Raw genomic sequence first — 18,153 nt, 5'->3', positions numbered from 1 at the left:
TCAATGACGGTGAGCTGATCAGCGTCTCGGTTCCAAGGAAGACAGGCACTCATACTCGCATCGTTGAGTGGGATGAGGCCGGTCCCTGGCGTTCCTGCGCATGACGCATGACTACCGAACCTGAACAAATAAGGAATGGACAGCTGAGGCACGCAGCATCAGGCTGCTAGCGGGGCCTCTTTTTGTTGCCCGTATCGGGTCAGACCCCGCGGCTTGTACACCGCCAGCACCGTAGCCACCAGCAATACCAAGGCTGCTGCCACGGAGTGGAGGACCGGGGAGAAATTCCGCACGGCCTCCAGCCCCACGCCCGGGTCTGCCGCCACCCGGGCAAGATACTCGAAAGTCTACATGTACAGCACCAACACACCTGTCGCCACCACAGTGAGCCCCAGCTTGAACACCACCCAGTAGTGTCGGAACAATCCCCACGTCGTCCCCAGGGATTGAAGGACTCCGGTCACCAGCGAGGCCACCGCCAGGGGAACGAGCGCCCACCACGCCACCTGCTCCATCACCCGATACGTCCCCCGGACCGCCATCTCATCCGCGCTCACTATCCCCATGACCGCCATCGCGATAAAGGCGAGCACCATCCCGAGCCAGCCGACCGAGCAGACCACATGTGCCACCAGCGCGGCCTTGCGTATTCGTGGGGTCATCACTCTCGCCATTAGAGGTGCTCCTGGACCAGGAACGCCCCCTCGGCCGGCATCCCCAACCCATGGCGACTGGGCCCATGGTTGCCGTCTCCAAACACCAGTACCAGCACGACCGAGTCATGCGCCTGAAGGCTTCGCGGTCATCCGGAGGAAAACACCGCACGATCACCACCTCGCAGACCAAGGGGCGTCTCGCCCTCGTGGCTGTAGCCGCCGGCACGGTCTCATCCGCCGGCGTCGGTGGCGCCACGGCCGCCGCCTTGCAAGCCCCGGCCGAGGTCGAGGCTCCGGTCTCCCCGGAGGCTGCCACCGTCGAGGTGGATTTGGCCACCAACGACACGGCCCTGTCCTCGAGTGGGACGCAGGCCGCACCGCAGATTCTCGCGATCTCCGAATTCAAGCCGGTCGCCAACATCGACGAGCAGCTGGACAAGGCCATCCAGTACAACGCCGAGCGGGCCGAGAACGAGCGCGCTGCCCGCGCGCCCTCGGTGGTCAAGCCCGCTGAAGGCACCTTCACCTCCGGTTCCGGCGTGCACTGGGGAACCCTCCACGCGGGTATCGACATCGCCAACGTCGTGGGTACCCCGATCCTCGCGGCGATGGGCGGCACTGTCATCGACTCCGGCCCGGCCTCCGGTTTCGGGCAGTGGATCCGCATCCAGCACGATGATGGCTCGATTGCCGTCTACGGTCATATGGAGACTCTCGACGTGACCGTTGGGGAACGCGTCACCGCTGGTCAGAGGATCGCTGGCATGGGCAACCGAGGGTTTGCCACCGGCTCTCACCTGCACTTCGAGCTTTACCTGACTGGCAGCGGGGCGGTCGACCCGTTGCCCTGGTTCGCCGAGCACGGCGTCACCTTCTAACCTTCCCGCACTCACCAGGACCGGCCCCGACACCGGAACCGGCGGCAGTGACTGGGCGTGAGGCACCCGCCTCAGACCGCAGAGACGCTTCTCACTCATCGCCGACACAGCCCGGACTTGATAGCTTCTCCAGGCAGGGCAGACCGGGGCACAGGGGAGGCAGTCCGTGCTCGTCATATATGGGGGCGGCGAGCGTCCCGCCAACGAGGAGCAGGTGCCGTAATCCACGTTTAGTGGGATACTTCCGTAACCTGCCTTCTCCTGCGCCAGCTGACGAAGCCGGTAACCGCAGGCCATGCAAGAGCCAGCATCGCGAGAACCAACAGGGGCGTATCCCCCATGCGCGCATACGGCGTCAAACCAGTATGAAGGGGAACGGTTGCCGTCAGCAGTTCGTTCGTGCCCAGGCCACTGAGTTGTGAGACTGTGCCGTCGGGCTGGATAACTGCGGAGTATCCGGTGGGGGCAGCCTGGAGAACGGTGCGGCCAAACTCGCGGGCACGCATCCGGGATGCGGCCACTTCAATTGCAGGTACTTCCTCGGTCACAAAAGACGCGGCGTTGGTCGGTGCGAGGAGTAGCTGCCCACCATTGCGAACGGCATCGGCGACCCGGTCGGCGAAGAAGACCTCATAAGAAATGACGATCCCCAATCGTGGTGTCCCGCTGGGATCGAGCACCGCCGGTCCCTCTCCGACAATGGCGTCGCGGGGGATGAACCGTGCGTCCTCGCTGAGTCGTTCAATCAGATTGCGCATAGGGATGTACTCGCCGAACGGCACACGATGATGCTTCTCATAGCGTCCTAACCGGGTCCCGTCCGGTCCCCACACTATGGATGCGTTCCGGAAATGTTGATCCTCGGATTCGGTAATTCCGACGACGATGTTCGTGTCGAGTTGCCTGGCCAGTTCAGCGAAAGCTGCATCAACGCGCGTCCCGTCGATTGAGCCGTCGATATTGACGACGTTTTCGGGCAGCAGAACCAGATCAGGGTCCCCGGTGATATCTTCGGCAGCCTGTAGGTGCCGGCGGGTCGTATCAAACGGATCGGTATTGACCGCGCGAAGCCCGCGGGGGCCTCCACCCTGCACGAGCACGACGTCAAGGCTGCCTTCTGCCGTATCATTTACGATCGTTGGCGCGAACGCCGGTACCGCGAGTACCACGACCGCTGCGACCACGGATGCTGCACGGGCTCGTCTCGGCCCGAAGATGACAGCGGTAACAACGGCCCCCGCAACTGCGGCCAACGCGGTCACCAGGAGAGTCCCACCCAGGGGCGCTGCCGCCATGAAAGGACCATCGGTCTGGCTGTATCCGAAAGCGGACAGCGGGAAACCGCCGAACGGGAACCGGTGCTGCACAGCCTCCAATAACACCAGGGCAGCAGGGGTGAGCAGCCACCAGCCCGACCAGCGGCTGCGAAAAGCCGCCTCGTTAGGCGATACCGCGGCAACCAGCATTAACAGTAGCGCCTGAACGGCAACAACAGCAGCGTATCCGGCAGTGTTGAAGTCGGTGAGCCAGCGCAGAGCAAGAGCGTAGTGCGCCACCCCGCCCAACCCACCGAGCCACAAACGGTTACGTAGTGGTTGACCTGCCAAAGCCAGCATGAACATAGTCACGCCCACCGGGAACAGCACCCACCAACCGCGTGGCGGCAGCGCCAGCCACCAGACCACCGCAGCTCCCATCATGAGCGCGGTGGGACCGGCCAATCTGCGCCAGTTATCGCCGGCTATCCCCCGGGAAAGACGTGAGACTGTCACGTCTGCTGCAGTACTAGCCTTCATCGGAGATCACGGCCTTTTTCGGGTTGTTGCTCAGTTGTGAATATATGCCCAATCCTTCGAGTCATGTGACAGCAACTTTCAGTACTTTCCCAGTGGATCTGGGGGTCCGGCAAAGCGTTGACGAATCCGGATTTAGTTCAGGCCGGCGTAGGAGTGCAGGCCGGAGACGACCAGGTTGATGAACAACAGGTTGAAGATTATCGTGGCCGGGGCCAGGATATTGATCCACGCGGCCTTGTGATCGAGCCACCCGGCCGTGGCACGGGCATGCAGGTAGGCGGCATAGAGCACCCAGGAGATAAAGGATGCGGTCTCCTTCGGATCCCATCCTCAAAACCGGCCCCACGAGGCCTCCGCCCAGATCGCACCCAGAACAATGCCCAACCCCAGTACGGGCAACGTAATGATGGCGGACTTGTAGGCCAGGGCGTCAAGCTTTTTCGCACTCGGCAGCGGCTTGGCCACAGCACCGAAGAAGCCACGCTCCGCACCCTTCGGCTGCCAGATGCGCAGCCGCTGGGAAATATGTACGAGTACATCTCCATGATCTGCGTGGACAAGCTGCAGGTCATCGACTTCCGCCCGACACGGTGCACACCACTGGTCCCAAGCGTTGAGGACGACGACCTCGCCGTCAAAATCAGACAGGCTGATCTCCTCACCCTCCTCCATCAGCGACGGGCCGGAGAAGTCCGGCAGCGGGGCACGTTCCTCCTTTGCGTAGATAATCTCGGTTTGGCCTCCTGGTGAGTGGAACTGGAAGGTGCCCCCGACGGCGACGGCGTTTCGGGCGCCGTCGCCTGAGGAACAGGCCGTCAGGGTCACGGCGGTGAGCACCGCGGCAACCGCGATGGCGGCTCTGCGGGGTGTGCTCGGCATGGATTAGATCTCCTTATTCCGGGGCGGTGGGGAAGAAGACGGTGTTCTGGTTGTCCCGGAAGACCACAACACCGAGGAAGGTCATCGTGCTGCCCGGTGGGTGGTCTGCAGCGACCCAGCTCACCCCAGCGACCGACCATGCTGTGGGGTTAGGCGTACCGCAGGGAACTCATCATCCCGGTTTCCAAGTGATAGGCGTTATGGCAGTGAAATGCCCACTCACCGGGGTTGTCAGCGATCAGGTCGGCGATCATGGTTTCACCGTGGCGGAGAAGGACGGTGTCCTTGCGTAGCCCGCCGCTGCCGGGCAGCGCCCACGTGTGTCCGTGGATGTGCATGGGGTGGGGCATCATGGTCCTGTTGCGCATGACCATCCGCAGGCGCTGGCCCTCCTGCACGGTCGCGGAGGAGGATTGGCCGTCGGTGAGAATGCTCCATTCATACGGCATCATCTGCCCGCCCAGGTCGATGCTGACTTCTCGGTCTGGTGTGCCCTCGGGCAGGAGTGCACGGTCTGCTGGCTTCAGGGAGGACAGAAGCAGTCCGGTGGACGACAACTCGGGGAAGTCGACATCGGGGCGGGGGGCCTGGCCGCCGGCGGTGCGGATGACGGCGAAGGCGCGGTCGTCCTTACCCACCGCCAAAGCCGTGAGCGGGAAGATGCCGTCGCCGAGGATGACCTCGACGTCGACACGCTCGCCCATCGACAGGTAGATCGATTCGGTCTCCCAGGGCTGGACAGGGAAGCCGTCGGTGTGGGTGACGGTCATACGGTGGCCACCGAGAGCCACCTTGAAGATGGTGTCAGCGCCCGCGTTGATGAACCTCAGGCGGGCTTTATCCCCCGGTCGGGCATTAAACGTTCGGTGCGCCCGGGGAATGCGTCCGTTGATGAGGTAGTGCGGATACATGACATCACCGGCATCTCCACCCAGAGCCAGATCGGGCGTGCCGTGGGCCATCATGCCCCCCTCACCACCCATATCCATCCCGCCGTGGCCACCCATATCCATCCCGCCGTGGCCACCCATGTCCATGTTTCCGTGTCCGCCCATGTCCATCCCCGTCAACATGGTCAGCTGATCTTCGGGACTGCTGCCGTCGATGCCGTCCAGCCAGTCGTCGAGCACGATGGTCCATTCGACGTCCTGATCCTCTGCGTCGTCCGGGTCGCGGACGATCAGAGGGGCGTGCAGACCCCGGTCGAGTTGTAGGCCGCTGTGGGAGTGGTAGAAGTAGGTTCCTCCATGGGGGGTTTCGAACACATAGGAAAACGACTGACCAGGCTCAATGGGAGGCTGGGTCATGCCGGGCACACCGTCGGCTGCGTTGTGGAGTGCGATGCCATGCCAGTGGATGGAGGTGCTCTCAGGCAGTTCATTGGTGATATCGACCTGGAGGACGTCGCCGGCGGTGGCCTCAATGGCCGCATCCCCGGTGTCAGAGACATATCCCCACGTCTTGGCTTCGATGCCGCCGATATCGATCGACATGGGCCGCGCGGTCAGCGTCTTGCGGACGGAAGGCGCGGGAAGATTCGGGGGAGTCGGGTAGGAGGATGACGACGAGGAGGACGCGGCAGGGGCCGAGGTGCTGTTGCCCTGTCCGCAGGCGACCAGGGCCCCGGTGCCGGCGAGGACGAGCCCGCCGAGCAGAAACTGTCGTCGGGAAAACGCGTTCGTCATGATTTAACCTTCCATGGTGTAAGATTTCAGTGATACGGGAGACAGGCGCAGGTGAGGACCCTGCTGAGCCATCACGTCAGGCGCAGGTCTGTGACACACGTTGCGCCGTCAGCGGTGGTGGAAAACTCCGTGGTGCCGGTACGCCCCTGGTAGCTGACCTCAATCAGGCCGGTGGCATCATCGGGAAGCCAGAAGCCAATAAACCCGTTGTCGAACGTGGTGGTTTGCTCGTCGATCAGGACCTCCCCGGTGGTCTCATCGGTGACCGTGACCTGGACGGGCGCATTGCGCAGTTCACCCAGGCAGGTGGTCAGACTGTGGTAAAAGCAGTCATGGGTCTGGGTCACATATGGGGCAATCGAGACGTAGGTCAGGTCCTGGGGCAGGTCGAGAGCCACCTCCTGGTTCTCATCCGAGAGCAGCAGTTCATTGGCACGCACTGAGGCGATCAGATCCGTAGGACGCTCAGTGACCTTCTGCCGGTCGAGGTGATCAATGATCTCCACCGCGTCCATGGCGGCCAGACCGTGGGCGGTCAAGAACTTATCCTGGCTCACTTCCGCGGTGACAGCGGGCTCCGAGTCGGGGGCTGAGCATCCGGTGAGGGTCAGGGCGAGGGCGGCGGCTGCGATCGCTGCTCGTTTCACGTCAATCTCCTTGGGTCGTGGTTAGACCGTGATAGGGCACCGCTTATGCGTCGGTGCTTCATCTTTCTCTAGCACGTCCGCCGGCCGGCCGGAAAACCAAAAACCCTGCTCGCAGCCTTGAAATACGGTGAAAAGGGGGCGCGATCGGTGGGCTGGGTCACACCTGAACTGGCCCGCCCCACCACGGGTTGCTGTCCTGCTACCCCGCCCCCGGTATCTGGCGCGGGGCGCCCAACCCCTGGTAGCACCTGCTTCCCCCACCGGTGAAGGCAACATTCTTGGTCTGTGAGGGGACACAGAAACGAGAGCGATCCAGGGGTTGTTTTTGAAGATTTAATGAAGATGTCCTCGGCGAGCACCGAGCGAGGATGGCATCACCCCTGGCCGGGACCATACTGGATCCTATGGATGACCGCGCACTGACCATCGCCACGCCCCCGGGGCGGGTGCTGGTGGTCGACGATGAACAACCCCTGGCCCAGATGGTGGCCACCTACCTCATCCGGGCAGGCTTCGAGGCTCGTCAGGCCTACACGGGAACTCAGGCCGTGGACGAGGCCCGTCGCTTTTCCCCCGATGTTGTTGTGTTGGATCTGGGTCTGCCCGAACTCGACGGTCTAGAGGTGTGCGGACGGATCCGCACCTTCTCGGACTGCTACATTCTCATGCTCACCGCCCGCGGCACCGAGGACGACAAGATCACCGGTTTGACCCTGGGGGCCGATGACTACATCACCAAACCCTTCGGCATCCGGGAACTGGTGACCCGGGTGCATGCGGTGCTACGCCGCCCCCGCACCAGCACCATCCCGCCGCAGGTTACCGCCCCGTTTGTCGTCGGTGAGCTCACCATTGACCCCGCCGCCCACAAGGTGCAGGTGGGGGAGGTGGTCGTGGATCTCACCCGCACGGAGTTCGAGCTGCTGGTCACCCTGGCCCTGCGCCCAGGCCAGGTGCTCACCCGCCACGACCTGGTCACCGAGGTCTGGGACACCACCTGGGTGGGGGACGAGCGCATCGTCGATGTCCACATCGGCAACCTGCGCCGCAAGCTCGGCACCGATACCCGGGGGCGGGGCTTCATCGAAACCGTGCGTGGAGTGGGCTACCGGGTGGGGCAACCATGAAGCACGGACCCGGCCTGACCTTCCGCTTCCTGGCCGCCCAGGTGGCGGTCGTGGTGATCAGCCTGTTGGTGGCCGCGACCGTAGCCACAATCGTAGGCCCGGCCCTGTTCCACGACCATATGCTGATGATCGGCCGGGAAGATCCCTCGCTGGAGTTGTTTCACGCCGAGCAGGCCTACCGGGACGCCAACCTGATCACCCTGGCCGTGGCCCTGCCCACCGCATTGATCAGCACCCTACTGGCCAGCCTGTGGTTGTCTCGTCGGCTGCGCACTCCCCTGCAGGGCCTGACGCGCGCGGCCGCCTCCGTCGCCGGTGGCAACTACCGGGTACGCGTCCCCGCGGGGAACGCCGGCCCGGAGGTGAGCACGCTGGCACAAGCCTTCAACACCATGGCTAATCGGATGGAACACACCGAACAGGTCCGCCGCCAAATGCTCTCGGACCTGGCCCACGAAATGGGCACCCCCTTGTCGGTCCTCGCGGTCTACTTCGATGGCCTCCAGGACGGTGTCGTGGACTGGGACCTGTCCACCCACCGGATCATGTCCGACCAACTCACCCGCTTGACCCGGCTGATCGAGGATATCGACGATGTCTCCCGGGCCCAGGAAGACCGCATTGATCTGGACCTAGCCGAGGAAGGACTCGATGAACTGCTCCACGTCGCGGCCGCCGCCGCGGGGGAAGCCTACGCCGACAAAGGCGTCGGTCTACACATCGAGGCTGGCCACGACACCGCCCGGGTAATGGTGGACCGGCAACGCTTCGGCCAGGTGATGGGCAACCTGCTGTCCAACGCCCTGCGGCACACCCCAACCGGTGGACGGGTCCAGGTCATCGTCCGCCAACAGGGGGCTTCCGCCACGCTCATTGATATCACCGACACCGGCGACGGCATCCCGCCCGACCAGCTCGAGCACATCTTCGAACGCTTCTACCGGGGGGATGCCGCCCGGAGCCGGGACAAGGGTGGGGCCGGCATCGGCCTGACCATCTCCCGTGCTCTGATCGAAGCTCACGGCGGCACCTTAACCGCCACCTCACCCGGAGCCGGTCACGGAGCGGTGTTCACCCTCCGCCTCCCGCTGTCCCCTCCCGACAGTGAGGAGGCTGCTCGGTGACCACACCCTGCCCCGTGAGGGCCGTGCCCTCCACCCCTTGAAAATGTACCCCGGGGGGGTATATGCTAGCGAGCGTTACCGCATCCCACCGACCCGTAGGAGCTTTCCCATGATCACCTCGCCGCCCCGCCTCTTGCCGATGGTCTCCCACGGCTGCAGCTGTTGCGGACCTGCCTCACGTGCCGACACCGCCTCCACCCCTGCCGCCAGCGATTCCTCAGCAGGAGGGGCCTCCCCTAGCTACTATGTCACCGGCCTGACCTGCGGGCACTGCGCGAAAAGCGTGACCCAGGCCCTTCAGGCCCTCCCCCAGGTCGACGACGTCCAGATTGATCTCGCTGCTGGTGGTGTTTCCACCGTCACGGTCACCGGTGTCGTACCTCCGGAGATGGTTCGCCGGGCCATCGAGGAGGCCGGCTACACCGTCTTATCCTGATCAGTTTTACCCATCATCTCGACCCCGACCGGGTTGAGCGGAAGGAACGCCATGAGCACTCTCCACCATTCCGGCGATCACCATGGTGATCACCCCACTCCGGAAACAGACCACACCCACCACCCGGATCATGCCAGCCACGAACACCACGCAGATGCCGACACCCACGGCCAGGCGATGCCCCACGATCACCCGCACTCCGCCCTGGACGAAGACCACCACGTTCATGGTCACGGCGAACACGCCGGCCATAGCACGGCGATGTTCAGGCAGCGTTTCTGGTGGTCGCTGATTCTGTCCATTCCCGTCGTTATTTTCAGCCCGATGGTCGCTGAACTGCTCGGCTACCACCTCCCCGAATTCCCGGGCTCATCCTGGATTCCCCCGGTTCTCGGCACCGTCATTTTTGTCTACGGCGGAACGCCTTTCCTCAAAGGCGGATGGAAAGAACTGAAATCCCGCAAACCCGGGATGATGCTCCTGATCGCCATGGCCATCACCGTGGCGTTTGTCGCCTCCTGGGTCACCACTCTGGGGCTGGGCGGTTTTGACCTGGACTTCTGGTGGGAGCTGGCCCTGCTGGTGACCATCATGCTGCTGGGCCACTGGCTGGAGATGCGCGCTCTCGGGGCCGCGTCCTCCGCGCTTGACGCGCTGGCTGCCCTGCTGCCGGATGAGGCCGAGAAAGTCATCGACGGGACCACCCGCACCGTGGCCATTTCGGAGCTCAGCGTCGATGACGTGGTGCTGGTGAGGGCCGGGGCCCGGGTACCGGCGGATGGCACGATCATCGACGGAGCGGCTGAATTCGACGAGGCGATGATCACCGGCGAATCCCGACCTGTCTTCCGCGACACCGGTGACAAGGTGGTCGCCGGTACCGTGGCCACCGACAACACCGTCCGCATCCGGGTGGAGGCTACCGGCGGGGACACCGCTCTGGCCGGGATCCAACGCATGGTTGCCGACGCCCAGGAGTCCTCCTCCCGGGCCCAGGCCCTGGCGGATCGGGCGGCGGCGTTGTTGTTCTGGTTCGCGCTGATCTCCGCTCTGATCACCGCGGTGGTGTGGACCATCATCGGCAGTCCGGACGATGCCGTGGTGCGCACGGTCACGGTGCTGGTCATCGCTTGTCCGCACGCCCTGGGATTGGCGATTCCGTTGGTGATTGCGATCTCCACCGAGCGGGCGGCCAAGTCCGGGGTGTTGATCAAGGATCGGATGGCACTGGAGCGGATGCGCACCGTCGATGTGGTCCTGTTCGACAAGACCGGCACCCTGACTGAGGGTGCCCACGGTGTCACCGGTGTCGCAGCTGTCGAGGGCATCACCGAGGGCGAGCTGCTGGCTATTGCGGCGGCGGCCGAGGCTGACAGCGAGCACCCCGTCGCACGCGCCATTGTTACCGCCGCGGGTGAGCACCCCGAGGCCTCACGAATGGTGCTGCGCGGCACCGGTTTTACCGCGGCCTCCGGCCGGGGCGTGCGCGCCACCGTTGATGGCTCCGAGATCCTCGTCGGCGGGCCGAACATGCTCCGCGAATTCAACCTGACCAACCCCGGTGTGCTCGAAGAGCAGACTGGGGAGTGGACTCAACGCGGGGCCGGAGTCCTCCACGTGGTCCAGGACGGACAGATCATCGGTGCCCTGGCCGTCGAGGATACGGTCCGCCCCGAATCCCGCGCCGCCGTGAAAGCCCTGCAGGACCGCGGGGTCAAGGTCGCGATGATCACCGGCGACGCGCAGCAGGTGGCCCAGGCGGTTGGCCAGGACCTGGGGATCGATGAGGTCTTCGCCGAGGTCCTGCCCCAGGACAAGGACACCAAGGTCACCCAGTTACAGGAGCGTGGCCTGAGCGTGGCCATGGTCGGCGACGGTGTCAACGACGCCCCCGCTCTGACCCGCGCGGAGGTCGGTATCGCCATCGGGGCCGGCACGGATGTGGCGATGGAATCCGCCGGAGTGGTTCTGGCCAGTGATGACCCGCGGGCAGTGCTGTCGATGATTGAGCTCTCGCAGGCCAGCTACCGCAAGATGATCCAGAACCTCATCTGGGCCTCTGGCTACAACATCCTCGCCGTGCCGCTGGCCGCCGGCGTGCTCGCCCCCATCGGGGTGGTGCTCTCCCCGGCGGCGGGTGCAGTGTTGATGTCCCTGTCGACGATTGTGGTGGCGCTCAACGCCCAGTTGCTCCGCCGGATCAATCTGGACCCGGCCCACCTAGCCCCCACCGATCGACAGGAGGCCCCTGCCAGGTCCGCCTCTCCCGTGACCAACGGTCGCTAACCCTTCGAGGTTGACCCGCTGTTAAATTAACAGCGGGTTTCTCCTTTTGTATATGCTTGCAACGTCATGTGTCCGGCACGTAGCCAAACGCCGGGCCTGTCTCGAGCAAGAAAGACAAACTCCATGAACGATATTGCACGCAAGGCGCTCGCGGAGGCTCTGGCCACCCTGCTGTTCGTCTTCACCATCATCACCGCTGTCGCCGCTGCCGACAACTTCGCGCCCGTAGCCATTGGTATGGCACTGATGGTGCTGGTGTACTCCACCGGCCACATCTCCGGTGGACACGTGAACCCGGCTGTGTCCCTCGGTGCCTGGATTCGGGGTGCTATGACCGCCACCGAGATGCTCATCTACTGGGCTGCTCAGATCGTCGGCGGCATCCTTGGCGCCCTGCTGACCCGTGCCGTCATCTCTGATCCGGTCGAGGCTGCGCAGATCCAGTCTCTGCCGGCCTTTGTTGTAGAGGCCGTGTTCACCTTCATCCTCGTGTGGGTCGTGCTGAATGTGGCCACCTCCAAAGAGACCGACGGTAACTCCTTCTTTGGCCTGGCCATCGGTGCCACCGTGATGACCGGTGCCTTCGCTGTCGGCCCCATCTCCGGCGGCGGGTTCAATCCGGCCGTGGCAATTGGGCTGTGCGTCAACGGCAACTTCGCGTGGGACAACGTGTGGCTCTACATTCTCGCGCCGCTGGTCGGTGCAGCCTTGGCGGCGCTCGCGTTCCGCGTTCTCAGCCCGGCTGATGTCGAGCACGACCTGAAGGCTTAAGGCCCTTTCGAAAAGCTCGACTTTCCCGGGAAAAGTTCTGCATGGAAAACTAATCTTGGACCCATGTTTGGAACCGCTAAAGAATTCCCGTTGAGCAAACTTCCCATCGACACCTCCACCCGCCCGGGACCGGGCAAGCCGGAGGAGGTGGCGGTGTTGGCGCGCGTGGCCAACCGGATTGGTGGCATTGTGCAGGGCAGTACATCCCTGAACCTGTTCACCACGGTTGGCCGCGCGCGCCGTAATTTTTTGGCGTGGCTGGTCTACTCCGGCACGCTCATGCCGTTTGGCATTCTGTCGCGCACAGAGTCAGAGCTGGTCATCCTGCGGGTGGCCTCAATCCGCGCTGCGACCTACGAGCTGGAGCACCACAAGCGTCTGGGCGCGAAGGCGTGGTTGGATAAGGCCGCGATTGAGGCGGTCCAGCGCGCCGACCACGGCTTCACCGGCCGCCAGGGCGCGCTCATGGACGCCGCAGACGACCTGATCCGCCATCGCCAGATCAGCGACGATGTCTACGCCCGCCTGATGAGCCACCTCAATGAGAAGGAGCTCACTGCGTTCCTACTGCTGGTGACCAACTACGACGGGCTGGCTACCGTCATGGACGTGTTCGACGTCCCGCTCGACGAGCCGAAATAGACTGCTCTAGACCGATGCGTCCTTCGCGATCCACTGGAAACCCCTGTTCAACCCGCCGAGCACGAGGCGGTAGAGGAACGGCGCGTTGACCTGCGCCCACCGGCCGAGCTTCACGTCTCCGCCGGTGCTGATCAAGTACTTATTCTTGCGCACGCCCTTCACGATGATCTGCGCGCACTTCGCGGGGGAGATGGCATGACCCTGGAAGAGCTTCTTCGCGCGTCGCACCTTCGGGTTGGACTGGTCCACCCCGTCAATATCAATGGTGCGCACCAGGCCCGTGTCCACAGCACCCGGCGCGACGGCATGCACGTTGATGCCGAAGGGTGCAAGGTCGAAGCGCAGCACCTCGAGCATTGCCAGTACACCGCCCTTGGATGCGGAGTACGCCGCGTGCCACGGCAGGCCCAGAATTCCGGCGGAGCTGGACACGCAGACCAGCCGGCGCTTCTCCTTCCCCGGCAACGGCCCAGCCTCCATCATCGACGGCACGAATGCTCGGATGATGTAGATGGTGCCCATCAGGTTGACGTCGATAAGCATCTCCCACTTCTCCAAGGGCATGGTCGCGACATTGCCCCAAATAGAGATGCCGCCGACGTGGTAGATCGAGTGCGGAACGCCATGCTTATCGACGATTCCTCCCGCCCACCTTTCCACCGCCTCATGGTTGGAGATATCGAGCGGGGTGGCGTCGATAGCGAGCTCCCCGATATCCGCCGCGGTCTGCGCGAGGCCGTCGGCGTTGATGTCGGTGATGGCGACGTGCCATCCGTCGTCGGCAAGTTGGCGAGCGACTTCCTTGCCAATGCCGGATGCGGCACCCGTCACGATGGCGTACTTCTGCGCATTCTGCTCTGCGTTCATGGGTCGTATCCTAGGGGAAACAACCTCACGTGCTCGCGGGTTCGGGCGTTACACTGGGCCGCATGCCTGCGACCCCCATCCCGACCTACTTGAACGCGATCCTCGACGAGGTGCGCGACAACAAAGAGGGCAACAACGCCGACTACATCGAGACGTTGCGCGACGCTGACCCGGACAAGCTCGCGCTCGCGCTGTGCACCCGCAGCGGCAACCTGTATTCGGTGGGGGATGACGAGTATGAATTCTCCATCCAGTCCATCTCGAAGCCGTTCGTGTACGCGCTTTCACTGGACATGGTCGGTCCGGAAGAGGTCCATAAGTACGTCGGCGTGGAACCGTCGGGCGAGGCGTTCAATGAGCTGTCGCTGGATGACACGCACCGTCCCGCCAACCCGCTGATCAACGCCGGTGCGATCGTGGTCAACGAGCTTGTCGCCGGTGACGGGGTTGTTTTGCGCGAATTCAGCAAGCTCGCGGGACGCGAATTGCTTCTCGACGACAACCTCGCCCGCGCCGAACTCTCCAGCGCCGACCGCAACCTCGCCCTGGGGCACATGCTCCGCGAGTACGGGATGATCAAGGGCGACGTGGAAGAAGTCGTGGCCAGTTACATCCGCCAGTGCTCGATCATGGTGAACGTGAAAGACCTGGCTATCATGGCGGCGACATTGGCCAACGGTGGATTGCAGCCGGTGACGGGGGAGAGGGTGCTCTCCGCGCGGGCGTGCCGGCTCACACAGGCCGTCATGGCGTCTGCCGGCATGTACGACGGTTCGGGCCGCTGGATGAGCCGCGTGGGTATCCCCGCGAAGTCCGGTGTGTCGGGCGGGTTGATCGGGACGCTGCCGGGCCAGCTTGGTGCGGCGTCGTTAAGCCCGCGGCTGAACGAGGAAGGCAACTCCGTGCGCGGTGTAGAGATTTTCCAGCGCATGTCGGAGACCCTCGGCCTGCACATGATGGGTTCTTATTACTACTCCGCGCCGGGTATCCGCACCGTGCACCGCCAGGGTGACACCAACGTGGTCGAGCTGCAGGGCATGATCAACTTCACCGCCGCCGAGACGATCCTCCACGACCTGGTGGAGCGCCACCTGGTCGGCGACAAGCTCGTCCTCGACTTCACCCATGTGACATCGTTCAACATGGCCGGCCGCCGCCTGGTCAAAGAAGGGCTGCGCCAGTTCCGCGAGGAAGGATATGAAGTCGCCGTCTACGACCCGGAAGCCGCCATGCCGGACTACGAATTCTCCGACGGCACCCGTGTCGAATCCATCAAGGACTTCACCGAATCCTTCACCGTCAACGTGTCCCCGGAGGATGCCTACACCGTGGTGTCGGACCCGAAGCAGTGGTGGGAGGACACCGAAGATTCTGTCGAAGGCAATGCCGATGAAAAGGGCGAGTCCTTCTCCATCGAGTCCGACGACGGCACCGGTTACTTCACCGTCGAGCAGGCCGATGACGGCGAGCGCCTCGTGTGGCACTCCGAAACCACCGACGAGGATGGCGAGGACGAGGACTGGCGCGACTCCGACATCATCTTCGACTTTGACCGCGAAGAGGACGGCTCCACCACCGTCCACGTCACCCACCGCGGCCTGAAACCCCACGACAGGCACTATGAGGAGCGGGTGCAGGACTGGCGCGACCGGATTGGTAAGCGCCTCCAGCCGTACATCAACCGCCGCGCCGGGAATTCACGCGCGGCAGAAGATGCGGCTGGGGCTGAGCCCAGCGAGCCCAGCTAGTCTTCGAGTTCCGCGTTGAGGCGCTCCTCGTCGCGCTCACGCTGTTTGCGCAGCATCGCTGGCACGGCGATCACGGCGAAGACGGTGCCGATGATCCCGCCGGTGTACAACCCGCGCGCCAAGGACGGGTCCGAGACGTTGTACGCGATGCCGAACAGCATGACAAAGCACAGCGTGAGGTTCACTATTGCCAGCCCCCACAGCCCGTCTTTGAGCTTCGGTGCTGGGCGGGCGGCGCGGGACTTCAACCATTGCGTGAAGATGAGGTTCGGCCCGATCAGCGGGATGACGATGAGCAACGACCACATCGCATGTGTGCCGGGCAGCACCCAAGCGAGCATAGCGCCGGCGATCAGCGCGAAGGTGGGCAGCAGGGCCAGTGCGATGGTGGAGGCTTGGTGGTAAGTGCGGGTTTCGTATTCGTCGCCAAGCATCTTCTCTGTCTTGGCCAGGATGGTGTCGCCGATGTTCATGGTCAGCTCCTTTGCTGGTCACCGAAGACTTCCTCAACCGTTTTGCCGAGTTCGCGGCAAATGTCGAGCGCCAGGTGAACCGAAGGGGAATAGTTTCCTTTTTCGATGTTGGCTACGGTCTGCCGGGAGACACCGACGCGTTGGGCAAGCTCGGCTTGCGAAAGCTCGTGCCAGCGCCGCCATTGGCGGACCATGTTCGGGTGTGGATCTATGTCGCGCGACATTTTCTAACCGTAAATAATCCCATTCAGAGTGTCAAGGAAACTTTACAAACTGCTAACCCCAGTCGCCGAGCGCGCCCTCCAACGCGCCCAACGCTGCATCGATGATCGGCCGCCGTGCATCCTCCGGGCATCCCGCATCCGCCCAATCGAGGCACACAGCCTCCACGAATCCGAAGAACCCGGATACAGCGACAGCTGCGCGTTCACCGTCCGCGCCCACCAGCGCCCGCAGCTTATCGACGCCCGTATCCCGCCCCTCAATCCTCACAAACTGGACCTCCTGCGGCGTATCCCCACGCACCACCGCCGCCCACGCCAGCGGGTGAGCGGCAACGTGATCGAGGTAGACCTGAGCCGCCGCCCGGACCTTGTCGCGTGTCGACGTATTCGGTGGCAGCCCCTCGACCGCCTCCGCTACCGCCGCATCCAGCTCCTCTTCCCGCTGGGCAACCACAGCCGCGTACAGTCCCGCCTTCGAGCCGAAGTGGTGGAAAATCAACCCGACCGAGACGCCCGCGGCCTGGGCTATGTCCTGGGTGGATACCTCGGAGTAGCTGGAGGAGGCGAACAGGGGGCTGGCGACATCGATAAGCGTGTGGCGTCGTTCTGCGACGCTGAGCCGCGTGCGTGTCATGAAAACCACTATACTGAGTGGCGCTCAGTAGGAAAGGAGTCCCATGCTGGAGAACACGATCTGGTGGCACGTCTATCCGCTCGGCGCACTCGGTGCGCCCATCCGCGACCGCGCCGGCGACGATGCCGCGCCGCGTCTGCGTGAGCTTGAACCGTGGCTCGACTACCTCATTGAGCTCGGCTGCGACGGCCTGCTACTCGCCCCGATTTTCGAGTCCGTGGGGCATGGCTACGACACCCTCGACCACTACCGCGTCGACGCGCGCCTGGGCACGAACGAGGACTTCGATTGGCTCATGTCTGCGTGTCGCGAACGCGGCATCAAGGTCATGCTCGACGGCGTGTTCAACCATGTCGCCGCCACGCACCCCGCCGTCGCCGCTGGTCTGGCAGGCTCGACTTCCTGGGAAGGCCACGACGAGCTGGCTACCCTCCACCACGATGACGAGCGCGTCCGCGACATGGTCGCTGACATCATGAAGTTCTGGCTCGCGCGCGGCATCGCCGGCTGGCGTCTCGATGTCGCCTACTCCGTGCCACCCGCCTTCTGGGCCGACGTGCTCGCGCGGGTGCGCGCCGACTACCCCGACGCTCTGTTTTTGGGCGAGGTCATCCACGGCGACTACGCGCAGATCGCGTCGTCCGGCACTCTCAATTCGGTCACACAATACGAGCTGTGGAAGGCCATCTGGAGCTCGCTTCACGACGAGAACTTCTGGGAACTCGACCACGCCCTATCCCGCCACGCAACCGTGAGTGGTTCGATGGTGGCGAACACCTTCGTGGGCAACCACGACGTTGACCGCATCTCGAGCAAGATCGGCCAGGACAAGGCCATCGTCGCGCTGGCCATCTTGATGACACTGCCCGGCATGCCCTCCATCTACTACGGCGACGAACAGGGCTTCGAAGGCATCCGCGGGGAAGGCTGGACCGCCGACGACTCCGTCCGCCCCGCCCTCCCCGCCGAGCCCTCTGATCTGTCGCCGCTGGGTTCATGGATCTTCAACGAGCACCAAGCCCTCGTTGGGCTGCGCCGCCGCCACCCGTGGCTCACCCGCGCGTCCATTGAGGTGCTGGACAAGACCAATGAGACCATTAGCTACCGCGTGAGCGCGGGGCCCAATGCTGACATCGACTCGGGTACCGCGGGCCCCACCGAGCTCCAGGTCGACGTGTGGTTGCAGCCGGCCCCCGGTGTGCGCATCCGTGCGTGCGAGCACGGGGAGACCGGTGAGACCCTCTACGAGTGGGCAGCTTAGACCCCGGGCGTCGCCACTG

General features: G+C 63.9%; 16 protein-coding genes and 3 pseudogenes. 9 read left to right on the top strand and 10 right to left on the bottom strand.

Annotated features, from left to right (window positions below):
• Positions 1-347 precede the first annotated feature (347 nt).
• On the bottom strand, positions 348-662 hold the full coding sequence (locus KBX19_RS02040; RefSeq protein WP_255994676.1) for a hypothetical protein: 315 nt from the start codon (positions 660-662) through the stop codon (positions 348-350).
• A 119-nt stretch (positions 663-781) separates the two neighbouring features.
• On the opposite strand from KBX19_RS02040, the gene KBX19_RS02035 reads away from it, so the two are divergent.
• The gene (locus KBX19_RS02035) at positions 782-1,534 is read left to right on the top strand and encodes a M23 family metallopeptidase (RefSeq protein WP_255997283.1); all 753 of its coding nucleotides are present in this window, start codon (positions 782-784) and stop codon (positions 1,532-1,534) included.
• 230 nt (positions 1,535-1,764) lie between these two features.
• Here KBX19_RS02035 and lnt read toward each other — a convergent pair whose 3' ends face one another.
• The 5 genes and pseudogenes from lnt to KBX19_RS02010 form a co-directional block, all read right to left on the bottom strand.
• Positions 1,765-3,306 carry an apolipoprotein N-acyltransferase gene (gene lnt / locus KBX19_RS02030; RefSeq protein WP_255997221.1) on the bottom strand — a complete coding sequence of 514 codons (1,542 nt, stop codon included), beginning with the start codon at positions 3,304-3,306 and terminating at the stop codon, positions 1,765-1,767.
• A gap of 156 nt (positions 3,307-3,462) precedes the next feature.
• Positions 3,463-3,843, bottom strand: a pseudogene (gene ccsA, locus KBX19_RS02025) (cytochrome c biogenesis protein CcsA); the annotation flags it as partial.
• 33 nt (positions 3,844-3,876) lie between these two features.
• Positions 3,877-4,209: pseudogene (locus KBX19_RS02020) on the bottom strand (TlpA family protein disulfide reductase); the annotation flags it as partial.
• 149 nt (positions 4,210-4,358) lie between these two features.
• Entirely contained in the window at positions 4,359-5,894 is a 1,536-nt protein-coding gene (locus KBX19_RS02015) for a multicopper oxidase family protein (RefSeq protein WP_255997220.1), read from the bottom strand.
• A 71-nt stretch (positions 5,895-5,965) separates the two neighbouring features.
• Complete coding sequence (locus KBX19_RS02010; RefSeq protein WP_255994679.1) at positions 5,966-6,541, bottom strand: CueP family metal-binding protein; 576 nt, start codon at positions 6,539-6,541, stop codon at positions 5,966-5,968.
• 404 nt (positions 6,542-6,945) lie between these two features.
• On the opposite strand from KBX19_RS02010, the gene KBX19_RS02005 reads away from it, so the two are divergent.
• From KBX19_RS02005 to KBX19_RS01980, 6 genes are all read left to right on the top strand, one after another.
• On the top strand, positions 6,946-7,668 hold the full coding sequence (locus KBX19_RS02005) for a response regulator transcription factor (protein WP_255994680.1): 723 nt from the start codon (positions 6,946-6,948) through the stop codon (positions 7,666-7,668).
• Positions 7,665-8,792 carry a cell wall metabolism sensor histidine kinase WalK gene (locus tag KBX19_RS02000; protein ID WP_255994681.1) on the top strand — a complete coding sequence of 376 codons (1,128 nt, stop codon included), beginning with the start codon at positions 7,665-7,667 and terminating at the stop codon, positions 8,790-8,792. The genes KBX19_RS02005 and KBX19_RS02000 overlap by 4 nt, the downstream gene beginning before the upstream one ends.
• Positions 8,793-8,901: 109 nt before the next feature.
• The gene (locus KBX19_RS01995) at positions 8,902-9,228 is read left to right on the top strand and encodes a heavy-metal-associated domain-containing protein (RefSeq protein WP_255994682.1); all 327 of its coding nucleotides are present in this window, start codon (positions 8,902-8,904) and stop codon (positions 9,226-9,228) included.
• Positions 9,229-9,279: 51 nt separating this feature from the next.
• A complete protein-coding gene (locus KBX19_RS01990; RefSeq protein ID WP_255994683.1) occupies positions 9,280-11,514 on the top strand; it encodes a copper-translocating P-type ATPase in 2,235 nt (744 codons plus the stop codon).
• A 123-nt stretch (positions 11,515-11,637) separates the two neighbouring features.
• Complete coding sequence (locus KBX19_RS01985; RefSeq protein ID WP_255997219.1) at positions 11,638-12,285, top strand: MIP/aquaporin family protein; 648 nt, start codon at positions 11,638-11,640, stop codon at positions 12,283-12,285.
• A 63-nt stretch (positions 12,286-12,348) separates the two neighbouring features.
• On the top strand, positions 12,349-12,927 hold the full coding sequence (locus KBX19_RS01980; RefSeq protein ID WP_255997218.1) for a carboxymuconolactone decarboxylase family protein: 579 nt from the start codon (positions 12,349-12,351) through the stop codon (positions 12,925-12,927).
• A gap of 6 nt (positions 12,928-12,933) precedes the next feature.
• Here the strand turns inward: KBX19_RS01980 and KBX19_RS01975 are convergent, their stop codons facing one another.
• On the bottom strand, positions 12,934-13,794 hold the full coding sequence (locus KBX19_RS01975; RefSeq protein WP_255997217.1) for an SDR family oxidoreductase: 861 nt from the start codon (positions 13,792-13,794) through the stop codon (positions 12,934-12,936).
• Positions 13,795-13,856: 62 nt separating this feature from the next.
• Between KBX19_RS01975 and KBX19_RS01970 the strand changes: the two are divergent.
• A pseudogene (locus KBX19_RS01970) lies at positions 13,857-15,074 on the top strand (glutaminase); the annotation flags it as partial.
• 464 nt (positions 15,075-15,538) lie between these two features.
• Here the strand turns inward: KBX19_RS01970 and KBX19_RS01965 are convergent.
• The 3 genes from KBX19_RS01965 to KBX19_RS01955 are packed head-to-tail and all read right to left on the bottom strand — an operon-like array spanning position 15,539 to position 16,873.
• Complete coding sequence (locus KBX19_RS01965; protein WP_005287512.1) at positions 15,539-16,015, bottom strand: hypothetical protein; 477 nt, start codon at positions 16,013-16,015, stop codon at positions 15,539-15,541.
• A 2-nt stretch (positions 16,016-16,017) separates the two neighbouring features.
• Entirely contained in the window at positions 16,018-16,239 is a 222-nt protein-coding gene (locus KBX19_RS01960; protein ID WP_005287509.1) for a helix-turn-helix transcriptional regulator, read from the bottom strand.
• A 52-nt stretch (positions 16,240-16,291) separates the two neighbouring features.
• The gene (locus KBX19_RS01955) at positions 16,292-16,873 is read right to left on the bottom strand and encodes a TetR/AcrR family transcriptional regulator (protein ID WP_255994684.1); all 582 of its coding nucleotides are present in this window, start codon (positions 16,871-16,873) and stop codon (positions 16,292-16,294) included.
• A gap of 43 nt (positions 16,874-16,916) precedes the next feature.
• Here KBX19_RS01955 and KBX19_RS01950 point away from each other — a divergent pair, with 43 nt between their 5' ends.
• Positions 16,917-18,134, top strand: a complete 1,218-nt coding sequence (locus KBX19_RS01950) for an alpha-amylase family protein (protein WP_255997216.1) — start codon at positions 16,917-16,919, stop codon at positions 18,132-18,134.
• The last annotated feature ends 19 nt before the right edge of the window (positions 18,135-18,153 follow it).

Origin of the sequence: Corynebacterium sp. CCUG 71335, from assembly GCF_024454075.1 — a bacterium.
In the GTDB taxonomy this organism is placed as follows: Bacteria; Actinomycetota; Actinomycetes; order Mycobacteriales; family Mycobacteriaceae; genus Corynebacterium; species Corynebacterium genitalium.
This window is presented reverse-complemented; position numbering and strand designations above follow the sequence as displayed.

Coding starts and splice junctions, on each gene's coding strand:
- KBX19_RS02040 (WP_255994676.1), bottom strand. CDS start 662: ATGACCCCACGAATACGCAAGGCCGCGCTGGTGGCACATGTGGTCTGC.
- KBX19_RS02035 (WP_255997283.1), top strand. CDS start 782: ATGCGCCTGAAGGCTTCGCGGTCATCCGGAGGAAAACACCGCACGATC.
- KBX19_RS02015 (WP_255997220.1), bottom strand. CDS start 5,894: ATGACGAACGCGTTTTCCCGACGACAGTTTCTGCTCGGCGGGCTCGTC.
- KBX19_RS02005 (WP_255994680.1), top strand. CDS start 6,946: ATGGATGACCGCGCACTGACCATCGCCACGCCCCCGGGGCGGGTGCTG.
- KBX19_RS02000 (WP_255994681.1), top strand. CDS start 7,665: ATGAAGCACGGACCCGGCCTGACCTTCCGCTTCCTGGCCGCCCAGGTG.
- KBX19_RS01995 (WP_255994682.1), top strand. CDS start 8,902: ATGATCACCTCGCCGCCCCGCCTCTTGCCGATGGTCTCCCACGGCTGC.
- KBX19_RS01990 (WP_255994683.1), top strand. CDS start 9,280: ATGAGCACTCTCCACCATTCCGGCGATCACCATGGTGATCACCCCACT.
- KBX19_RS01985 (WP_255997219.1), top strand. CDS start 11,638: ATGAACGATATTGCACGCAAGGCGCTCGCGGAGGCTCTGGCCACCCTG.
- KBX19_RS01980 (WP_255997218.1), top strand. CDS start 12,349: ATGTTTGGAACCGCTAAAGAATTCCCGTTGAGCAAACTTCCCATCGAC.
- KBX19_RS01975 (WP_255997217.1), bottom strand. CDS start 13,794: ATGAACGCAGAGCAGAATGCGCAGAAGTACGCCATCGTGACGGGTGCC.
- KBX19_RS01965 (WP_005287512.1), bottom strand. CDS start 16,015: ATGAACATCGGCGACACCATCCTGGCCAAGACAGAGAAGATGCTTGGC.
- KBX19_RS01960 (WP_005287509.1), bottom strand. CDS start 16,239: ATGTCGCGCGACATAGATCCACACCCGAACATGGTCCGCCAATGGCGG.
- KBX19_RS01955 (WP_255994684.1), bottom strand. CDS start 16,873: ATGACACGCACGCGGCTCAGCGTCGCAGAACGACGCCACACGCTTATC.
- KBX19_RS01950 (WP_255997216.1), top strand. CDS start 16,917: ATGCTGGAGAACACGATCTGGTGGCACGTCTATCCGCTCGGCGCACTC.